The sequence below is a fragment of the Gordonia pseudamarae genome, assembly GCF_025273675.1.
Lineage (GTDB): Bacteria > Actinomycetota > Actinomycetes > Mycobacteriales > Mycobacteriaceae > Gordonia > Gordonia pseudamarae.
The window spans coordinates 4,823,390-4,844,010 of the sequence record NZ_CP045809.1 but is presented as its reverse complement, the minus strand read 5'-3'; the positions used below and the strand labels follow the sequence as shown (position 1 = coordinate 4,844,010).

Here is a 20,621-nt window from a genome sequence, read left to right as displayed (position 1 = left end):
GCAGCGGTCCGCTACTATAATTGCTGGTTACCAAGTGTGCTCCCCGCGCGAGCGGGGATGATCCCACCGGCGAATCCTGGATGCCGAACAGGTCCATGTGCTCCCCGCGCGAGCGGGGATGATCCCCCAGCCTTGCGGGCGCGGGCCTCATCCCACCGGGTGCTCCCCGCGCGAGCGGGGATGATCCCGTGCGGCCGTCGGCGACGAACCCGCTCATGATGTGCTCCCCGCGCGAGCGGGGATGATCCCCAGTGTGTTCCCGGGTAGTTCGGTGTTCCCGTGTGCTCCCCGCGCGAGCGGGGATGATCCCATCGCGCACAAGTCGCGAGCGCTGTCGGGATAGTGCTCCCCGCGCGAGCGGGGATGATCCCAAGTCCGGCAACGGTGACGTGGTGGCCGGTATGTGCTCCCCGCGCGAGCGGGGATGATCCCTCGGCGAGCACCGCGGCCGGGTTGTCGAGTCGGTGCTCCCCGCGCGAGCGGGGATGATCCCCGGCGTGGCCTGGTCATCGAGTGGCCCACCCAGTGCTCCCCGCGCGAGCGGGGATGATCCCGTGAGATTGTGGTGGTCGCCGTCGACGGTGAAGTGCTCCCCGCGCGAGCGGGGATGATCCCCAACGGAGAGAACATGATTGCGCGGGGTGAGGGTGCTCCCCGCGCGAGCGGGGATGATCCCGGACACACGCCCGGATACGACGGTGCCCCGGCGTGCTCCCCGCGCGAGCGGGGATGATCCCTCGGCCAGCCGATTCACCGCGTCGCGCTCGGCGTGCTCCCCGCGCGAGCGGGGATGATCCCTGGTCATCGAACTCACCGCCCGCCTCGAACGAGTGCTCCCCGCGCGAGCGGGGATGATCCCGCGAAGGTGGAATCCGGTCCTACGCGGTGGAGGTGCTCCCCGCGCGAGCGGGGATGATCCCTGTCCGGTGTCGTCATGGCCGAGTCCGATCGGGTGCTCCCCGCGCGAGCGGGGATGATCCCTCCTGACCTATTCTCAGAACGTCTGTTCGATCGTGCTCCCCGCGCGAGCGGGGATGATCCCGCGGTGAGGCTGACGCCCTCGATGGGCACGCCGTGCTCCCCGCGCGAGCGGGGATGATCCGTAGGACCACAGGCCAGATCGTGTGCCGTCACGGTGCTCCCCGCGCGAGCGGGGATGATCCCGCCACATATGGGCGTGATGGCATCGTCCGCAGGTGCTCCCCGCGCGAGCGGGGATGATCCCCCGATGGAGCACTTGATGAGCGACTTGAAGACGTGCTCCCCGCGCGAGCGGGGATGATCCCACGATCGGGATGATCGCACCCAGAGCGGCTTGGTGCTCCCCGCGCGAGCGGGGATGATCCCGACATCATGGTCCCGGCGTGGAAGGGTATTTCGTGCTCCCCGCGCGAGCGGGGATGATCCCCTGATCGCACAAATGCCGGTCCCTGGCGACTAGTGCTCCCCGCGCGAGCGGGGATGATCCCATCGGCAGCGGGTCAAAAAGCATGGTGATCCGGTGCTCCCCGCGCGAGCGGGGATGATCCACCCACAGCATCGGATGCCGCCAGGAATCCGGGGTGCTCCCCGCGCGAGCGGGGATGATCCCGTGTCGGTGCCCTCGAACGTCCAGTCCGGGTGGTGCTCCCCGCGCGAGCGGGGATGATCCCTGAAAGCGTACAACCCGTTTTGGCAAGAAGAAGTGCTCCCCGCGCGAGCGGGGATGATCCCCCGCCCTCATTCTCTGCCGCCAAAGGCATCAAGTGCTCCCCGCGCGAGCGGGGATGATCCCGTTTCCGATACAATGCATCTTGCAACCGCACAGTGCTCCCCGCGCGAGCGGGGATGATCCGATGGTGTCGATGAAGTCGGCGGTGAAACCGGCGTGCTCCCCGCGCGAGCGGGGATGATCCCCCGGCGGGCCGCGTGCTGGTGTTGGTGATGTCGTGCTCCCCGCGCGAGCGGGGATGATCCCATCATGTCCCCCGACGATCCCCGCTGGTTCGGGTGCTCCCCGCGCGAGCGGGGATGATCCGTAGGTGCTGACCACCGTCCACCACACGCTTATGTGCTCCCCGCGCGAGCGGGGATGATCCCGGCGAAGACATCGGCCTGTCATGGGCCGAAGCGTGCTCCCCGCGCGAGCGGGGATGATCCCACCTGGATCGCCGCCCGGTATTCCGTGATCATGTGCTCCCCGCGCGAGCGGGGATGATCCACTGGTGGCGCCCTGTGGTCGATGCCGATCATCCGTGCTCCCCGCGCGAGCGGGGATGATCCCTCGGTGCCGAACGACGTGAAGCAGCCAGGGAGGTGCTCCCCGCGCGAGCGGGGATGATCCCGCCGCAGCGCCGATGAGGGCACGAATCACATTGTGCTCCCCGCGCGAGCGGGGATGATCCGCGCTAGGACGCGCAATCTGCGAGCTGGCCCATGTGCTCCCCGCGCGAGCGGGGATGATCCGTCATGGCCTGCGTCGCCGCGTGCCACCCACGCGTGCTCCCCGCGCGAGCGGGGATGATCCCTCGTCGCATGGTGCGGGCGGCAGGACTGGGCCGTGCTCCCCGCGCGAGCGGGGATGATCCCGCCCTACTCGCCTACGCCCGACCGGGGGACACGTGCTCCCCGCGCGAGCGGGGATGATCCCCTGTGCTCGCAGGTCCGCCTTCCACGCGCTCAGTGCTCCCCGCGCGAGCGGGGATGATCCCCGCTCACACTCACTCGTACGGCAGCTCGAACAGTGCTCCCCGCGCGAGCGGGGATGATCCCAAATCCTGTAGATCACGTTTGGTGACACCGTCGTGCTCCCCGCGCGAGCGGGGATGATCCCGTGAGTGCGCCGAGGGGTGGCCGGTTTCCGGGGTGCTCCCCGCGCGAGCGGGGATGATCCGTGAGGTTGTGGTGGTCGCCGTCGACGGTGAATGTGCTCCCCGCGCGAGCGGGGATGATCCCAGGTAGTCGTACTCGTCGCCGGTGATGCCGTAGTGCTCCCCGCGCGAGCGGGGATGATCCCGCCCGAATCCGATGCAAGGTTCGGACTCCAACGTGCTCCCCGCGCGAGCGGGGATGATCCCGTGACCGCAACGGTGAGTCTGACCGGTCATCCGTGCTCCCCGCGCGAGCGGGGATGATCCCCGCAACAACGAAGTCCGGGCGATGTTGGAGCCGTGCTCCCCGCGCGAGCGGGGATGATCCCGGCTCGCCATACTTTTGGACTCTTTTCAGGTGGTGCTCCCCGCGCGAGCGGGGATGATCCCCGGTTGCGCGCGGCGGCGATGCTGTGCTTGGAGTGCTCCCCGCGCGAGCGGGGATGATCCCCAAAGGAAATCCCACATGAGAAAAGAAGAGAAGTGCTCCCCGCGCGAGCGGGGATGATCCCATCGGTGTGTAGTCCGGGACCAACCCGGCTGGGTGCTCCCCGCGCGAGCGGGGATGATCCCGAAGGCCGAGGGCAACCTGTCCCGGGCGGATAGTGCTCCCCGCGCGAGCGGGGATGATCCCAGTGCCCGCAGAACCCGTTTCAGGTTCTTGGCGTGCTCCCCGCGCGAGCGGGGATGATCCCTCGCCATGATCCGCGAACGCCAAGCCGAGGGAGTGCTCCCCGCGCGAGCGGGGATGATCCCCCGCGATTATCTGCGGCATTACGTGGAGTCGGGTGCTCCCCGCGCGAGCGGGGATGATCCCCACCAACACCGGGATAGACCGATCCTCGGGCAGTGCTCCCCGCGCGAGCGGGGATGATCCCAGCATGCGGGTCGCCAACTCGGGTGCGTGTACGTGCTCCCCGCGCGAGCGGGGATGATCCGCTGACCATGAGTTGGTAGCGGATGCCGGTGCCGTGCTCCCCGCGCGAGCGGGGATGATCCCACCGAATCCACTTCAACCGCTCATAGTCGTGCGTGCTCCCCGCGCGAGCGGGGATGATCCCTCCGGGTGATGCCGGAACCCGGCCTCCCACAAGTGCTCCCCGCGCGAGCGGGGATGATCCCGCGCGGACCACCGACCTCGCGGACACGCCAATGTGCTCCCCGCGCGAGCGGGGATGATCCGTACGCGGGCATGAAGGATGGGTTCGCCTCTGCGTGCTCCCCGCGCGAGCGGGGATGATCCCGTTTCCGACGTGATCGCGACGTACTCAACGACGTGCTCCCCGCGCGAGCGGGGATGATCCGTCCACGTGAAGGCCTACCGGGGCGAAGCGATGGTGCTCCCCGCGCGAGCGGGGATGATCCGGTGCTGCCGGACGCGCTGAGCATGACGACCGGGTGCTCCCCGCGCGAGCGGGGATGATCCCGCGCGGACCACCGACCTCGCGGACACGCCCATGTGCTCCCCGCGCGAGCGGGGATGATCCCAAGCCCGAGGACCGCGCCGGATGGTCCGCGTTGTGCTCCCCGCGCGAGCGGGGATGATCCTCGGAGCGCCCTCCATGTGCGGCATCCCCGCAAAGTGCTCCCCGCGCGAGCGGGGATGATCCCCGTCGCATGTGTTGACGGTTGGCCCGGTCGGGGTGCTCCCCGCGCGAGCGGGGATGATCCCTCGCTGATCGCGATCCGGACCGGCCTGTGGGCGTGCTCCCCGCGCGAGCGGGGATGATCCCGGCACCTACATCGACGTCAACCCCACCTGACGGTGCTCCCCGCGCGAGCGGGGATGATCCCTCATCGAGGAACGGCTAACCGGCGGCCGATCCGTGCTCCCCGCGCGAGCGGGGATGATCCCATCTCGGCCGACTTCGTATCCGGGAGGTCGACGTGCTCCCCGCGCGAGCGGGGATGATCCGTGCGAATTCTTTTGATGCGCCTTCGCGACCAAGTGCTCCCCGCGCGAGCGGGGATGATCCCCGCTCACACTCACTCGTACGGCAGCTCGAACAGTGCTCCCCGCGCGAGCGGGGATGATCCGTAGGGGCCATAGAGTCTATTTTGACAGTCACTGTGCTCCCCGCGCGAGCGGGGATGATCCCTCGCCGACAACATCTTGGACACCCAAATCTGCGTGCTCCCCGCGCGAGCGGGGATGATCCCGGGCCGACCGTCTGATTCATCTGCCCCTGCAAGTGCTCCCCGCGCGAGCGGGGATGATCCCGCCGCCACCGAAGGCCGTGAGGTGGGGAAAGCGTGCTCCCCGCGCGAGCGGGGATGATCCCACCGGCAGCGGGTCAAAAAGCATGGTGATCCGGTGCTCCCCGCGCGAGCGGGGATGATCCCGACGGTGCCGCCGGTCGACGCCGCGAAGTAGCGTGCTCCCCGCGCGAGCGGGGATGATCCCGCGCCAAAGAACACCAATCCCGGAAGGAACTCGTGCTCCCCGCGCGAGCGGGGATGATCCCTCCCACCAGCCACGCTTCTGCGGCACAACCTCGTGCTCCCCGCGCGAGCGGGGATGATCCCGACACGATCCCGGTCGGGTCCGGGCCGGTCTCGTGCTCCCCGCGCGAGCGGGGATGATCCCGCGAAGTCGCCGATGTCATCGAGGCACACTTCGTGCTCCCCGCGCGAGCGGGGATGATCCGGTGACGACTTCGGTGGTGGCGCCGATGGTTCCGTGCTCCCCGCGCGAGCGGGGATGATCCCGTGCCGGTGCCCTCGAACGTCCAGTCCGGGTGGTGCTCCCCGCGCGAGCGGGGATGATCCCATCACGTCCGAGCAGGCCGAAGAGATGCACCGGTGCTCCCCGCGCGAGCGGGGATGATCCGTCGGGGGATCTGGGCGGCTGGCTGGAGTCGGAGTGCTCCCCGCGCGAGCGGGGATGATCCGGTGGATCGCCTCGCACGCAAGGTGCTCGACTTGTGCTCCCCGCGCGAGCGGGGATGATCCCAGGCACCAGGTGGTGCCGGCGGCCATGTCCGCGTGCTCCCCGCGCGAGCGGGGATGATCCGTATCCGTGGGGGCCAGGACCATGCCGGCGGCGTGCTCCCCGCGCGAGCGGGGATGATCCCCCGATTGACCGGATGACCGGTCACCACCCTGCGTGCTCCCCGCGCGAGCGGGGATGATCCCAGGCAATAATGTGAGCCGCGTCACACTATGGGGTGCTCCCCGCGCGAGCGGGGATGATCCGTGGAATCCGAGTGGTTGGCCGAGGGCATCACCGTGCTCCCCGCGCGAGCGGGGATGATCCCATCCACGTATCCATGGTGATCATTGCGATAAGGTGCTCCCCGCGCGAGCGGGGATGATCCCAACCAGCAAGGAGGACATCATGGACGCACAGAGTGCTCCCCGCGCGAGCGGGGATGATCCGGCGTGCCCGGAACCCAGGACTACAGCCTCGGCGTGCTCCCCGCGCGAGCGGGGATGATCCTCGGTAGCCCCGGCCGCAAGGCGTAAGCGCGGAGTGCTCCCCGCGCGAGCGGGGATGATCCGTGGTATGACACCCATGTTGAGGAGATCACTACGTGCTCCCCGCGCGAGCGGGGATGATCCCACCGAGCGGCAGTGTCGCGACAGCCGACGAGAGTGCTCCCCGCGCGAGCGGGGATGATCCCAGCGGCAGGTGCGCCGTCCGACACAGTAGTGCCCCATAGAGTGGTGTAACTCGGTGACCAGGACCGTAACTGACAGCGTGTAGCTGTCGGGCAGGGAAGCGGTCACCGTGTGATCCTTCGAGTCAACCTTCCACAGAATCCTCGAACGGAGTCATCACGATGACCGCACCCCACATTGTCGACCCTGCTGGCTTGCTTGGCCAAGCCCTGGCTGAGGCCTCGCCCGATCTGATGCGTGAGCTGCTGCAGACGATGATCAACGCACTGCTCTCCGCCGATGCCGACGCTGTGTGCGGCGCCGAGTGGGGCCGCCGGTCCGAAGACCGCATCAATCACCGGAACGGATACCGGCACCGGCCTCTCGATACCCGTGTGGGCACGATCGACGTCGCCGTGCCGAAGCTGCGCTCTGGCACCTATTTTCCCGAGTGGTTGCTCGAACGCCGCAAGCGCGCCGAGTCGGCGCTGATCACCGTCGTGGCCGACTGCTACCTGGCCGGGGTCTCGACCCGCCGGATGGACAAGCTGGTCAAGACTTTGGGCATCGATTCGTTGTCGAAGTCGCAGGTCTCGCGCATGGCCGAAGACCTCGACGAACAAGTCGCAGCGTTCCGTCATCGCCGACTGGACGAGGCCGGCCCGTTCACGTTCGTCACCGCGGATGCGCTGACGATCAAGGTCCGGGAGAACAAGCAGGTCGTCAAAGCCGTCGTTCTGCTGGCCACCGGAGTCAATGGTGACGGGCACCGTGAAGTGCTTGGCATGCAGGTCGCCACCAGCGAAACCACAGCCTCGTGGAACACCTTCTTCGCTGACCTGGTCGCCCGCGGCCTGGGCGGGGTCCGCCTGGTGACTTCTGATGCCCATGCCGGGTTGGTCGAGGCGATCGCGGCGAACCTGCCCGGAGCTGCCTGGCAACGCTGCCGCACCCATTACGCGGCGAATCTGATGGCGGTGTGTCCGAAGTCGATGTGGCCAGCGGTCAAGGCCATGCTGCACAGCGTCTATGACCAACCCACTGCTGGTGCGGTGAACGCCCAGTTCGACCGGCTGCTCGAATACACCGAAGACCGCCTACCCGAAGTGGCCGAACACCTCGGTGACGCCCGTGAAGACCTGCTGGCATTCGCCGCGTTTCCTGATGACGTGTGGCGCCAGATCTGGTCCAACAACCCCACAGAACGACTCAACCGCGAGATCCGGCGCCGCACCGACGTCGTAGGCATCTTCCCGAACCGCGATGCCATCGTCCGTCTCATTGGCGCAGTGCTCGCCGAGCAGACCGACGAATGGGCCGAAGGCCGCCGCTACCTCGGCCTCGAAGTGCTCAGCCGCTGCCGGCTGACCGTCACCGACACCGACCACACGCCGGAGGTGAACACCGACCCGCTGATCCAACTACCTGTCTGACCACCTACGAAGGACCACAATCAGCTACACCACTACGCGGGACTTGACCCACGCGTGCTCCCCGCGCGAGCGGGGATGATCCCAATGATCCGCATGTTCAGCCGTTCGCGGCGTTGTGCTCCCCGCGCGAGCGGGGATGATCCCATGCGTTTGCTGTAGTGCCCGTCGGGCATGGAGTGCTCCCCGCGCGAGCGGGGATGATCCCGAGCCCTGGTACCCGAATACGGACAGCCCGTCGTGCTCCCCGCGCGAGCGGGGATGATCCCAACTCACCTGCCCACAGCGCCGAAGCGGGCAGGTGCTCCCCGCGCGAGCGGGGATGATCCCTCAACCATTGAAATGCTCAACAACATGATGGAGTGCTCCCCGCGCGAGCGGGGATGATCCGTGATGAGTGGCAACAAGTTTGAGTTGACCGGCGTGCTCCCCGCGCGAGCGGGGATGATCCCGTTACGGCCGCGCGGAATTGCGCCACAGCAGTGTGCTCCCCGCGCGAGCGGGGATGATCCCACGCTTGACGATGCCCGTGCCGCAATCCGTGAGTGCTCCCCGCGCGAGCGGGGATGATCCCCTGACCGTGGCATTCGCTCCCGATATGGACGCGTGCTCCCCGCGCGAGCGGGGATGATCCGTCGACACCGCTGCCGGTGGCCGACGTGTAGAGGTGCTCCCCGCGCGAGCGGGGATGATCCGTCCTCACCCTCGAACTCGGGTGCGGAATCCGCGTGCTCCCCGCGCGAGCGGGGATGATCCCGTTCCGTAAAGCAACGCCGAAAACAGTCACAAGTGCTCCCCGCGCGAGCGGGGATGATCCTTGAGGCGGCGTGTCTTCGCGTCGTCGTCAAGATTCGAGCCGTCCACGTCAATCGCCCGGCATCGCAGGACCGAGGACGTGCCAGACGCTCCATATTTCATCACGCGGCACCGTGATGACGAGGTCACTGGGCTGTGGTCGGAACTCAAAGCGCCACCACGGCCATGTGACACCATTCGCATCGACAAAGACCCCTGGCGCAAACTGTGCGGCCGGAGTGTCATCGGACCCGAATACGTGCGTAGCCTTGACGGTCATCTCGGGAATGTCGTCGGCGTAGGGATACTCGACCATCACGCACCGCCGTTGAGGCCGAGTCCGGCGCGCTCGGCGGTGTCGTCTCCATGCACCGCGCCGACGCCCGCCTCGCCGAGCTTGGCGATGATTCGTTGAGCGTCTTCGGCCGAGACGTGGGAGGAGATCGTCACGTACGCCACGTCGTCCAACGTAACACCGCCGTGTATCTGGTGCTCCCCGCGCGAGCGGGGATGATCCTACGTGCACGACCCGAATGATCGGCAGTGCCGCGTGCTCCCCGCGCGAGCGGGGATGATCCTGCTTCGGCATCACCACCATCGCCGTGTGGATAGTGCTCCCCGCGCGAGCGGGGATGATCCGTGTATACCGAGTACGGGATTGAAAGTATAGGCGTGCTCCCCGCGCGAGCGGGGATGATCCGTCGTCAACGTCGATACCCTCCGGTGCCGGCATGTGCTCCCCGCGTGAGCGGGGATGATCCCGCGCCAAGCACGCACAAGACGGCGTCATGCAAGTGCTCCCCGCGCGAGCGGGGATGATCCGGCGTGGTCGGGGTGGATAGAGACCATATCCCTGTGCTCCCCGCGCGAGCGGGGATGATCCGATTTCCGAAATGCAGCTCGAACCGGCAGGGTTGTGCTCCCCGCGCGAGCGGGGATGATCCCTTGTCTAGCTAGGTTCCGTCGCCCACTACGTCGTGCTCCCCGCGCGAGCGGGGATGATCCCGGAAGTTCGACTCATCGACCGTGTTCCCATGGGTGCTCCCCGCGCGAGCGGGGATGATCCTGTGAAACGGTCCGTAGATTCAACGGTGACTGAGTGCTCCCCGCGCGAGCGGGGATGATCCCCTAGCCGAAGTTGGACCGCCCCCGGACTCCCTGTGCTCCCCGCGCGAGCGGGGATGATCCCGCTTCAAGCGCGCACAGGGCCGCGTCATTCAAGTGCTCCCCGCGCGAGCGGGGATGATCCGTCGGGACCGGTGTAGTCCCACACTGCCGAGCGGTGCTCCCCGCGCGAGCGGGGATGATCCGTCAGTCGATGAGATCAAGCGCGCCAACAAGGTGTGCTCCCCGCGCGAGCGGGGATGATTGTCAGCTCCGGTCGAAAAGTGCGCTGCTGTGTCCGGTCGAAAAGTGAGCAGGTTACGGGTTCGAGTTTGCCTGACGGTCGGCGTCGACGGAAGGCAGTGACTCGATTGCGGTGTGTTTGATGCGGTAGCTGGTGCCTTTGAGGGCGATGACGTCGGCGTGGTGAACGATCCGATCGATCATGGCCGAGGCGATGGTGGCTTCACCGAACACTTCTCCCCACCGGGAGAACGGCAGGTTGGAGGTCAGAATGATCGACGACTTCTCGTATCGGCTGGAGACGAGTTGGAAGAACAGGTTGGCAGCTTCGGCATCGAAAGGGATGTAGCCGACTTCGTCGATCACGATCAGTCCGATCCGGCTGATCCTCTTGAGTTCTGTGTCGAGTCGCCCGAGTCGGTGGGCCTCGGCCAGCCGGGTGATCCACGCTGTTGCCGAGGCAAACCCGACACGATAGCCGGTATGGGCGGCAGCGACGGCCAGCGCCGTCGCGAGATGGGTTTTGCCGGTACCGGGCGGTCCGAGCAGAACGATGTTGTGGGCTTCGGCGAGCCAGCCACCGGCTTCGAGCCGGGCTATCTGTGCACGGTCGACTGCGGGCTGGGCGGTGAAGTCGAAGTCGGTGATCGTCTTGATCGACGGGAACCCGGCGCCTCGAATACGCAAACGGGCACCGGACTCGGCGCGAGCATTCGATTCCACCGCCAGCACTGCGGCCAGATAGTCCTCCAACGACCAGTCCGCGGCGCGAGCTTGCTCAGCGATCCGGGAATAGTTCTGAGCGATCCTCGGCGCTTTGAGAAGCCGGGACTGGTGAGCGATCAACTTGTCAGCATCAGAGGGTGCGCTCGGGCGTGTGGTCGGCATCAGGCAACCTCCCCAGTCCCGAAAACACGATCGTAGACACTGAGATCGGCGACCTGAACCTGCACGTCACCAGAGGTTGGTGGCCGCGAGTTGTAGTGCTCGCGTTGAGCTTTGGCCACTGTCACGTGATCAGGATCGGTGGTCAAACCGTCTGGTCCCCAATATCTTTGGTGCTCGGCAACCTTCCGCTGACCGCAGTGGGCCACAACCCGGTCCAGGTCAGCGGTCACAGTGATCATCCGCCCGATCACCTCTGGATTGACTGAGTAGGTCGACCCGGCGACCGCCACGTAGTAGTCCCGACCCAACCGGGTGGTGACCGATGTTCCGGTACCCGGCGCAATAGGCGGCAGCGGCGCCATCGATTTGCGGTCGATCAACAACTCCTCGACCGGCTTCTTCTTCGTCGTGCGGTGAATTCTGGTGTTCGCTCCGGCCAGCCACTCATGGATCTGGGTATTGAAATCCGTGGCAGAGGCGAAGGACCGTCCCGGCAGGAACGATGTCTCGAGATAGCCGTTCGCTCGTTCGACCACCCCTTTGGTTTCCGGATCATACGGACGGGCCTGGATCATCCTGGTACCTAGCGTGCCACAGAATCCGGCCACACCGGCTGCCAATTTGCGGCGTTGGCCGATACCTGATTCGTTGTCCCACAACAATGTACGAGGAACAGCACCGATCTGTTCGCCGAGTGCCCACCACATGCCGGAGGTGAACACCGACCCGCTGATCCAACTACCTGTCTGACCACCTACGAAGGACCACAATCAGCTACACCACTACGCGGGACTTGACCCCATCACCAACACCGGAAATGACCGCAACACTCCAGCCTGGTCGGGCACCAACTGGCCCGGGAACCACAAATCGCATTGCACCTGCTCACCCGGACGATGGACCAGACGGTCACACGGATCCGCGGGCGCATACTCGGGGCGGATACGTGCCACATTCTCGGCGAACCACGACCGGCCACCGGACCAGCCGACCCGTTCGGCGATCACCGTGGCCGGCATCGTCGGAAACCGAGTCAACAGTTCGCGAACAGCAGGCTCGATCTGTGCCCACCCCGACGACCGCGGACGCGGACGCTCGTAGCGCAGCGGCGCATCAGAGCGCACCGCCTTGGCCACCGTATTGCGGGACAACCCCAACTGCCGGGCGATCGCGGCTTGAGACAACCCCTCCGACCGGTGTAACTGACGAATCAACGCCCAGTCCTCCACAGTGATCACTCTCCAATCATTGGATGGTGCTCACTTTTCGACCGTACTCACCTGCTCACTTTTGGACCGGAGCCGACAAAAGTGCTCCCCGCGCGAGCGGGGATGATCCCCCGAGAGCGCGCAAGGTGTGGCCCAGGAACAGGTGCTCCCCGCGCGAGCGGGGATGATCCCCCGGCTTAGTGGGGTGCGGATGCTTGAATGCCGTGCTCCCCGCGCGAGCGGGGATGATCCCGAATGGGGGTGGCTCGACGAGCTTCCCGCTGAGTGCTCCCCGCGCGAGCGGGGATGATCCGTGGCCGAAGTCCTCGTCACCGCCCAGGCAGTCGTGCTCCCCGCGCGAGCGGGGATGATCCCGAGTGGTGCTCAGCGACCGCGCACCGGATCGTGTGCTCCCCGCGCGAGCGGGGATGATCCCGTGTCACTCATGATTCCCCCAATTCGACTGGCGTGCTCCCCGCGCGAGCGGGGACAGACGGATCAACCGTCGTCGAGTGCTCCCCGTGCGAGCGGGGATGATCCGGACACCGGGGACAACAAGACCAAGGAGGCGACGTGCTCCCCGCGCGAGCGGGGATGATCCCACCGGGGAAATGACGTTAGCCCATAGCCATGTGTGCTCCCCGCGCGAGCGGGGATGATTGAACCTCCCCAGTTTGAGTGGACACCTGTGATAGCGGGACGAAGGGTCCTGCTGGGAGGATGTCAGTATGTCCAGGACGCGTCGGTCGTTTACGCCTGAGTTCAAGGCGGAGGCTGCTCGTCGGGTGATTGACGGGGGCCGGCCGTCAGCGAGGTCGCACGTGAACTCAACCTGCATGAGAGTTTGTTGGGCAAATGGGTTCGCGCCGAACGGATGCGCGATGGTGTCGCCGACGAGGTGTGCAGCGCCCCACCCGATCGAGACTTGTCGGCTGGTGAGCGCGCGGAATTGACACGGCTGCGTGCCGAGCTCGCCGAGAAGGACCGCGACATCGCGTTCCTGAAAAAGTATCGGCGTACTTTGCGGCACAGCAACATCGGTGAGCAAGTTCGAGCTCATCGCCGCGGAGTGCGCCGACCACGAGATCACGGAACTGACTGACTTGCTGGGTGTTTCACGATCTGGCTACTACGCGTGGGCGGATCGGCAATGCCGCACCGAGTTGACGCCTCGTCAGCAGCGGCGCCGGGACCTGGAGGTGAAGATCCTCGCCCACTGGCAGGCATCGGTGCGCACCTATGGTTCGCCGCGGATCGCCGCTGACCTGCATGCCGAGGGTGTTGCGGTCTCGGAGAACACCGTCGCCAAGATCATGTCTGAGACGGGTATCGAGGGCATCAGCCCACGTACCTTCAAGGTGAAGACCATCGTGGTTGATCCGGCGGCGTCATTCCCTCCGGACAGGGTCGGGCGGGAATTCGACCAGGGCGGCACTGACCTGGTCTGGACCTCGGACATTACCTACCTGACCTGCGGTGAGGGGGACGCGTACCTGTGCGCGATCGGCGATGAACACTCGCGTCGGGTGCTGGGCTGGTCGCTGGCCGATCACATTGGCGGCTACCCGGTATTCACGCCTGAAGGATAGAAGACGTCGCCGCTGTCATAATCGTCGGCGGTCGCGACATGAACACCGAGTTCACCCGAGAGCGCTTCGGCCAAGCCTTTCGCATACTCGGCTCGATCGGCGACCGGCGCGATCGAGTCGTCTACCATCAGTCCGCCCATTCTCAGGTAGTACGGATCGCCGAACCTGCGATCCATCACATCAACATCGACGACACCAGGCATCGACCGCCAACCTAGATGGTTGATTCCTTGAAGGTGCCGTCGGCAACGAGGTAGGCGGAGGGCTTCAAGATCAATGTGTGACGAAAGAACTCGAAACCCTCCTGACTGAACTCTATGTCCTCATCGACGACCACGTCGTCGAACCCCGCTCGGGACGCGGCCGGCGCCCGCTGCTCTCCGATGCCGAACTGCTCACGCTCGCGGTAGCGCAGGTGTTGCTCGGGTTCGACAGTGAACGGCGTTGGATCCGGCACGTCCACGGCAACGAGCAACTGCGCGCACTGTTCCCGTATCTGCCGGGCCAGTCCGACTACAACAAGCGTGTCAGGGCTGCACGAGGGTTGCTGTGCAAGACAATTCAGGCGGTGGCGCGGCTCTCACCGTCGTGGTTCGACGACCTGTGGATCACCGACGCCACCCCGGTTCCGTGTGGCATGTCAAGGGAAACGGTCAAGCGGTCCGGCCTGGCCGGGCACGCCGGATACGGCTACTGCGCGTCACACTCGCGTTTCTACTGGGGCTTGAAGTTGTATCTGGTGTGCGCCGGCGACGGGATGCCGATCATGTGGTGCCTGGCGCATCCGAAGATCGGTGAACGCGAGGTGGTGACCGCGCTGCTCGAACGCGATCACCACCTCATCCGCTCCGGGCAGGTGCTGCTCGCCGACAAGGGCTTCTCCGGAAAGACGTTCGCTGCCACAACCGCCGCGATGGGCCTGCGGTTGCTGCGCCCGGACCGCAAGGACGAGACCTACCGCAACGGCAACCTCGGCGGGGTGCGGCAGTGGATCGAATCGGTCAACCAGACCCTCAAAGGGCAGCTCGGCCTGGAGAAACACGGCGGCCGGACCACCCACGGAGTGTTCGCCCGAGTGAGTCAACGCCTCCTGGCGATGTCCGCCGGCATCTGGCACAACTGGACCACCGGCATCACCACCAAACGATCCCTGATCGCGTACGACCACTGACCGCGTCCAAGGAATCAACCATCTAGGCGGTCGATGGCGACGTTGATCGCATTCTCGTCGTCCGAGGCGATCACCAGATCGATGTCAATCACGCTTCCAGTGTATGGTGCCATCGTCGGTGAGGACGAACACTTCATCGACATACGGTCCGACATCGGCAAACGTCAATATCTCCGGTAGAACGGCCACAATGGAATCCTGGCTGACTCCCGGATACCTTCGGTAGTCGATCACGACATTTCGACTCTGGGTGCTCGCTCGAGTGATGTTGCGGCTCAGGTTGTTGCGCAGCGTGCCAGTACTACCCGAGCTTGGGTCGCTGTCGGGCTCCTAGTGCTCCAGCGTCGTCCGGCGCGAAGGTGAGGCGAAGTCGGGGACCTTCTTCGATAGTCGCTTGACGGATACGTAGTCATGTCCGGCTTCTCGCATGTCGTGAAGGAATTGACGTTCGGCGTCGCCGTCGGCATATCGGCCCGGGTGGTCTGGTGGCGCGAGTTCAAGTTCGTCAAAGTCCCGATCCCCGCCCCTCTCGTCTCGCTCCTCGCCCCTTGGCGCCCGCGAAGGAAGCGAGACGCTCCGGACCTCGTGATCACTAAGCCTCGATCCACCGATCGGCTTTTGTGGTGCGATGAAAGGTGTTGAGCACGTTCAGGCCGGTGATGGGCATGAGTTGAGTCGCCGATCTCCGATTTCGGCTTGTTTCACTGGGTTTTGGGATCGGGGCCGCTGAGCCGCTCGGGTTAGGTGTTAGGCCGCGTGTTGTCGGCCGATTATGTTGTTGAACAACAGGTTCCATTCACTTTCCCAAGGCCATTGGGCGGGTAGGTGCATCGTGATGCGCCGGGCTGAGGAGGCGATCCGCGCCGGAACGCAGATCAGGGCGCGGCGGACCGTGGGGGTGGTGGCCTTGGCCAGACGCTGCCCACCGAGGCAGGCGGCAGCACGAGTCAGATTGAACGCGATGACCGCACACACCAGCCAGCCGGCATTCGCACAGAACTTTCCCGACGGCAGATGCGCGAGCGCGGAGGCTTTGCGGTCGGCGTGCACTTGTTCGATGATGGCGTGTGCGCGGTGGGTCTTGTCGGCGGTGACGGTGTCGAGGTCGCTGGTGGTGAAGAACGCGTGGAATCGCCACACCTCGAACAGGCCGTCTCCATCGGGTTGACAGCAGGGGATACGGCGTACGACCAGTCGCCCGGGAACCTGTAACGCCTTGGCTTTGGAGGTGAACGCGGTGCACGGTATCTCGGCGACCTCGGCACGCGAGATCCAGCGACCGATGTTCTCATCGAAGACGGCGTCGGTGTACTCGATGGGCGTCCACGCGTCATCGCTGATCGGCGCGATCGCCGCGCGTACGTGCGCATACTGGCGGACGGTCACCGACACCTGGGCGCCGGCCCAGATCGCGGTGGTGACCGTGCGATGACCGTAGAACGCTGAATCCGCCCGCAACAGAACCCGGTCCCGACGCGTCTTCGGATCGCAGCCGCGCGAGGGTGGGCAGGGTATCGGCGATCAAGCGATGTGCCCCGCGGGCGGAATTGCATGCTCCCTTGCGCAGGCGTTGAGCGGCGATCACCGGCACACCCGGTCCGCAGGTGAGGGTGGTGATCGCCGAGTTGAGCCCACGCATCCGGGTGTAGCCGAACCCGGCGCCCTGTTTGGCCGGTCGGTGGACCTCGATGATCGAGTCGTCGATGTCGACCATCACCGGCCCATCGATCCCGGCCAGCACCGGAGTGCGGGTGTGCAGGCCGGCCAGCATGCAGGTGGTGATCGCATCGAGCTGGCGGACGTGTCCGAACCCGAACTCGCGCAGAAACGATCGTCGCGCAGAAACGATCCCAGCGTCGACGGCGTGTACAGGTGGTCGAACACCTGACCCATCGCGCCGTGTCGCAGCACCGCCATGTCATCGATGCTGTCGTCCCCGGCCACCATCCCCGCGACCAGTGAAAACACCTTCCGATCCGGGTGGGCGCCCTTGTCGGTGGGCACGCTCAGATGCTCACGCGCCAACCCCGACAGGCCAGCCTGTTCGGCCAGCGCCATCACCGGTACCAGTCCCGCCGCGCCGAGCAGATTCGGGTCATCACAGGATGCAGACCGGACCGGATGACTGTGAGACAATCGCATCTACGAGATGCCCTTCTGCGTGTACCGCTGGAACCCTAAGCAAGTCCCATTCTGTCACTTAGACAGGGTATTTCGTCTATCCCTCACCGACCAGCGGCATGCGAATCGGTGGATCGAGGCTTAGGGATCGGGTGCCGTGGTTGCACTGGCTTATGTACATCCGCGCGCCCCCTGGGACCTGAGTCCTTCGGGCCTCTGTCGGCACCTCGATCTCGGGCTATGCGCCCGAGCAGCATTGAAGCCGACCAGTCGCCGCCATGCTCCGACCGCGGTGGATCGGTCGCCGTGCATCCCCCGGGCGGCACCACCCGAAACGGACACGAGTCGACTGGGGAATCGGTTCGTCGGCGGGATGGGGTGCGGCCGCCACACCGATCAGCCTACCCGGGGCCGAGCATCGGGACGATGTATCGGCGGGCGATGTCGGCGAGTTGCCCGTCGTCATCGGTGTTGATGGTGAGGCTGGGAATCGTCAAGAAGGACATGGAGATCCGCACCATCATCTCAGCGGTGACGTCGACGTCGATCGTGTCGGGCACGTTTCCGGCGGCCTGTTCGCTGCGTAGTTGCTGGGCCACGAATCTTGCGACCGAGGCGACCATCCGGGCGGCGACGTCGGCGGCACCGATGAGTTGCTGCGGTTCGGTCACCAGCAGGCTTGCGATCAGCGGATTGCCACGGACCGTGCGTAGTGAACTGACGAAGGCGAACACCACCCGGTCGGCGGCTGTCGGCGCCGCGGTCACCTCCTCGCGGAAGATCCGGAAGTAATGCCGGAACTCGCGGGTGACCACCGCTTCGGCGAGAGCGTTCTTCGTCGCGAACTTCCGGTACAGCGTCACCCGCGACACCCCGGCGAGGCGGGCGACCTCCTCCATCGACGCCCGCTGCATCCCGACCCGGCAGAACACCTCGCGTGCGGCGTCGAGCAGTTTGATCTGGGTGGGGTCGCCGACGGCCGATGCCTCGGGTGGCGCCCCGGCCCCGGTCAGCGCGCGATGCAGTAGCGATGTCTCGATCGGTGCCGGTCCTGCGGTTTCCAATGTTTCGGTGCTCCTCCGGGTCCACCCCGATCTGTTCCCCCGAACCCTATGTGATCTACACCACGACCTGGTAAATGTATCAATGGTACAAGTCCTGTAACTCTGTTACATCACCGGATCGGAGTTGACGATGGAGAATCTGAGCAGACGAGCCGCACTCAGGGGCGCCGGGGTGCTCGGGGCGGCCGGAGCCGCGGTATTCGCCACCCCGGCGGTGCCGTGGACGTGGTCGCCGGCGTACTCGATACCGGGCACCGGAACGGGGGACGATCCCCGCACGGTGTGGGATCCGGAGGCCGACGAGGTCATCGCCCGGCTGATGCGCAACCCCGAACAGGTGCACAGGGTCAACAACCTGCTCAAGGGCTGGACCCGGAACAGCCAGGCGCTGCCCGCCGGACTGCCGCCGGAACTGCGCGACTTCATCGAGTACGCGCGTCGCCTGCCGTCGTGGACCGACTGGGACAGGCTCGACGCGGCCGTCCGGTTCAACCAGAAGCGTGGTCTGTACCTCGGCGTGATCTACGGCTTCGCCAGCGGCATGATGAGCACCGTCATCCCCCGGGAGGCTCGCGCCGTCTACTACTCCAAGGGTGGCTGGAACCTCAAGGACCGCATCTCCAAGACCGCCAAGTTCGGCTACGACGTCGGCGCGCTGAATGCCTTCCGGCCGGGCGGCGAGATGATCGTCACCTGCGTCAAGACGCGGATGGCGCACGCCGGAGTGCGGTATCTGCTGCCGCGGTCCGAGCACTGGGCGGCGGTGGCGCCCGAGACCAAGCCGATCAGCCAGGCCGACATCATGGTCACCTGGCACAGTCTGCCCACCACCGTCATGCGCAACCTGCGCAGATGGCGGGTGCCGATGGACAACTACGAGGGCAACGGACTGCTGCACTCGTGGCAGGTCACCGCGTCGTTGCTCGGGGTGCGCGACGAATACATCCCCAACTCGTGGGGCCGGGCCGAGTCGCAGGCGCGCCAGGTGCTCGACCCGATCATCGCCCCCACTCCGGAGGGCGCCAAGCTCGCCGACATGCTGCTCAATCTCGGTGTCAACCTCGACCTGACGTTGCTGTCCCGCGGTGTGCTGGGCGCGCTCACCCGCTATGTGTGCGGCGACAGGGTGGCCAACTGGTACCACATCCCCCGTGAGCCGGTGTGGAGTCCGCTGCTGGAGACCGCGTGGGTGCCGTTCGTCGGGATGCGTGAGGGTCTGCTCGGTGTGGGGGTGCCCAAGGAGACCTACTGGATGTTCGACGAACTGCTACGCCAGTTCGTGCTGCTCTACATGTCCGAGCTGCGCATGCCGATCAGCATCCAGATTCCGACGTTCAACAATCCGAAGTACAAGTAGGCTGCCGCGGGATAGTTCATGATGTGGCCGATAGTGCTTGCGGAGCAGTGCTTTCCGGTGAGACGGCGCTGCCGGTTGCGTTGGCGAACAGCGCGATCGACGCAACAACGGCGGCCAGCCACCCGACGATCAGGACCGCCAACAGTGCACCCGCGGCAACGCCGAACGCGACCAGCCCCGTCGCCTCGGCCAGCGCTGAGGTTCCCGTCACCACGGTGCCCACCGGGAACGTGAACGACCACCAGGTGGGCGCGAACGGCAGACCGTCCCGCAACTGCCGGACGGTCAGCGCGGCCACCAGTGCCAGCCAGAACATGGTGAAGCCCCACAACGGAACTCCGTAGCAGAGCGCGAACATCGACAGTGCGTGGCCGTATTCGCCGGCCACCTCCGGGGCGACCCGGCCCAGGTGGTGGGCGGCCGTGATCGACTGTCCCAGAAAGCCCAACCCGATCCACAGGGTCGGAACCGCCGGAGCTCCGGGTAATCCATGTCGAATGATGCGCTGCCACACCTGATTCAAGATCAGCAGCCCGGACAGTGCGGTCAGTCCGAACAGTGCGTAGCACGCCAGCAGCATCGTCTCCCGAGGCTGACCGGCCGGCAGATGGCCCACCAGCGCGGCACCTGTCGTCGCCGAAACCATCGGTGGTACAACCGAAACCAGCCATCCGCCGGTTGCGGCGTCGTCGCCGACGGTGTGGGCGGTGATCATGCGATAGGGGACCGCCACGGCGGACACAAGACCGGCGACGGTGCCGATGATCCAGCATGCCGCGCCGACCCCGGTCGCCGCATCCGATCCGATCACCCCCGGACCGGCGACCATCGTGGCCGCCCCCACCGTCAGAACCGCCATCGGCGGCGCGCCGTAGAAGTGTGCGAGCACCGGGTCGTCGAGGTGGCGTGTCCATATCGTCCGGTCGGCATGCCACCGCCGCACCGCCGCCACGCACACCGCGACCAGCAGCCCGGCGGCCGCGAGCCAGAATGTCACGGCCACCCCGTGCCCGCCGGGAATGGGGAACGGCAGGCCCGCGACCGCCACCGCGATGACGCCGGTGCCCATCACAGCTGTGAACCAGTTCGGCCCGTACTCGGGGGTTGCGCTGGGCGGGGATTCAGGGCGGGGCATGTATCCAGACTGCGTGATCGGAGATGCCGCCGGTAGCGGGCGAACCCCGGTAGCGTCACAGGACTAC

At 66.1% G+C, this 20,621-nt stretch carries 10 protein-coding genes, 3 pseudogenes and 4 CRISPR repeat arrays; of the genes and pseudogenes, 5 read left to right on the top strand and 8 right to left on the bottom strand.

Annotated features, from left to right (window positions below; translation table 11 throughout):
- Positions 1–36: 36 nt before the first annotated feature.
- Positions 37–6,472: direct repeats of the CRISPR family, unit length 29 nt; unit sequence GTGCTCCCCGCGCGAGCGGGGATGATCCC.
- 159 nt (positions 6,473–6,631) lie between these two features.
- Positions 6,632–7,882, top strand: a complete 1,251-nt coding sequence (locus tag GII31_RS21180; protein WP_213245285.1) for an IS256 family transposase — start codon at positions 6,632–6,634, stop codon at positions 7,880–7,882.
- A gap of 54 nt (positions 7,883–7,936) precedes the next feature.
- Positions 7,937–8,697: a CRISPR direct-repeat array (repeat unit 29 nt; unit sequence GTGCTCCCCGCGCGAGCGGGGATGATCCC).
- 47 nt (positions 8,698–8,744) lie between these two features.
- Here the strand turns inward: GII31_RS21180 and GII31_RS21175 are convergent.
- The 4 genes and pseudogenes from GII31_RS21175 to istA form a co-directional block, all read right to left on the bottom strand.
- Positions 8,745–8,990 carry a hypothetical protein gene (locus tag GII31_RS21175; RefSeq protein WP_213245284.1) on the bottom strand — a complete coding sequence of 82 codons (246 nt, stop codon included), beginning with the start codon at positions 8,988–8,990 and terminating at the stop codon, positions 8,745–8,747.
- Entirely contained in the window at positions 8,990–9,133 is a 144-nt protein-coding gene (locus GII31_RS21170; protein ID WP_213245283.1) for a hypothetical protein, read from the bottom strand. The genes GII31_RS21175 and GII31_RS21170 overlap by 1 nt, the downstream gene beginning before the upstream one ends.
- Before the next feature lie 29 nt (positions 9,134–9,162).
- Positions 9,163–10,046: direct repeats of the CRISPR family, unit length 29 nt; unit sequence GTGCTCCCCGCGCGAGCGGGGATGATCCC.
- 50 nt (positions 10,047–10,096) lie between these two features.
- On the bottom strand, positions 10,097–10,909 hold the full coding sequence (gene istB, locus GII31_RS21165; protein ID WP_213245282.1) for an IS21-like element helper ATPase IstB: 813 nt from the start codon (positions 10,907–10,909) through the stop codon (positions 10,097–10,099).
- Positions 10,909–12,138, bottom strand: a pseudogene (gene istA, locus GII31_RS21160) (IS21 family transposase). The gene istB and the pseudogene istA overlap by 1 nt, the downstream one beginning before the upstream one ends.
- 81 nt (positions 12,139–12,219) lie before the next feature.
- Positions 12,220–12,553: a CRISPR direct-repeat array (repeat unit 29 nt; unit sequence GTGCTCCCCGCGCGAGCGGGGATGATCCC).
- A gap of 372 nt (positions 12,554–12,925) precedes the next feature.
- Between istA and GII31_RS22685 the strand changes: the two are divergent.
- Together GII31_RS22685 and GII31_RS21155 are read left to right on the top strand one after the other, a co-directional pair.
- Positions 12,926–13,219: pseudogene (locus GII31_RS22685) on the top strand (hypothetical protein); the annotation flags it as partial.
- Positions 13,158–13,706: an IS3 family transposase gene (locus GII31_RS21155; protein WP_213245281.1), complete on the top strand. Its 549-nt coding sequence runs from the start codon at positions 13,158–13,160 to the stop codon at positions 13,704–13,706. The pseudogene GII31_RS22685 and the gene GII31_RS21155, both read left to right, overlap by 62 nt.
- On the opposite strand, the gene GII31_RS21150 is transcribed toward GII31_RS21155, so the two are convergent.
- Positions 13,679–13,909, bottom strand: a complete 231-nt coding sequence (locus tag GII31_RS21150) for a hypothetical protein (RefSeq protein ID WP_213245280.1) — start codon at positions 13,907–13,909, stop codon at positions 13,679–13,681. The genes GII31_RS21155 and GII31_RS21150 overlap by 28 nt on opposite strands.
- Positions 13,910–13,986: 77 nt before the next feature.
- Between GII31_RS21150 and GII31_RS21145 the strand changes: the two genes are divergently transcribed.
- Positions 13,987–14,877, top strand: a complete 891-nt coding sequence (locus GII31_RS21145; protein WP_213244400.1) for an IS982 family transposase — start codon at positions 13,987–13,989, stop codon at positions 14,875–14,877.
- Positions 14,878–15,624: 747 nt separating this feature from the next.
- Here the strand turns inward: GII31_RS21145 and GII31_RS21140 are convergent.
- Both GII31_RS21140 and GII31_RS21135 read right to left on the bottom strand, forming a co-directional pair.
- Positions 15,625–17,019 (bottom strand): annotated as a pseudogene (locus GII31_RS21140) (IS1380 family transposase).
- Positions 17,020–17,399: 380 nt separating this feature from the next.
- Positions 17,400–18,062, bottom strand: coding sequence for a TetR/AcrR family transcriptional regulator (locus GII31_RS21135; protein ID WP_213245278.1), 663 nt, complete (start codon positions 18,060–18,062; stop codon positions 17,400–17,402).
- Between the two features lie 130 nt (positions 18,063–18,192).
- On the opposite strand from GII31_RS21135, the gene GII31_RS21130 reads away from it, so the two are divergent.
- Positions 18,193–19,419 carry an oxygenase MpaB family protein gene (locus GII31_RS21130; RefSeq protein WP_213245277.1) on the top strand — a complete coding sequence of 409 codons (1,227 nt, stop codon included), beginning with the start codon at positions 18,193–18,195 and terminating at the stop codon, positions 19,417–19,419.
- A gap of 16 nt (positions 19,420–19,435) precedes the next feature.
- On the opposite strand, the gene GII31_RS21125 is transcribed toward GII31_RS21130, so the two are convergent.
- Positions 19,436–20,554, bottom strand: coding sequence for a TDT family transporter (locus GII31_RS21125; RefSeq protein WP_213245276.1), 1,119 nt, complete (start codon positions 20,552–20,554; stop codon positions 19,436–19,438).
- Positions 20,555–20,621 lie beyond the last annotated feature (67 nt).

Excerpts from the sequence above, each read along its gene's own strand:
- istB (WP_213245282.1), bottom strand. The coding sequence starts at position 10,909 with ATGCCGACCACACGCCCGAGCGCACCCTCTGATGCTGACAAGTTGATC.
- GII31_RS21125 (WP_213245276.1), bottom strand. The coding sequence starts at position 20,554 with ATGCCCCGCCCTGAATCCCCGCCCAGCGCAACCCCCGAGTACGGGCCG.
- GII31_RS21130 (WP_213245277.1), top strand. The coding sequence starts at position 18,193 with ATGGAGAATCTGAGCAGACGAGCCGCACTCAGGGGCGCCGGGGTGCTC.
- GII31_RS21150 (WP_213245280.1), bottom strand. The coding sequence starts at position 13,909 with ATGCCTGGTGTCGTCGATGTTGATGTGATGGATCGCAGGTTCGGCGAT.
- GII31_RS21175 (WP_213245284.1), bottom strand. The coding sequence starts at position 8,990 with ATGGTCGAGTATCCCTACGCCGACGACATTCCCGAGATGACCGTCAAG.
- GII31_RS21180 (WP_213245285.1), top strand. The coding sequence starts at position 6,632 with ATGACCGCACCCCACATTGTCGACCCTGCTGGCTTGCTTGGCCAAGCC.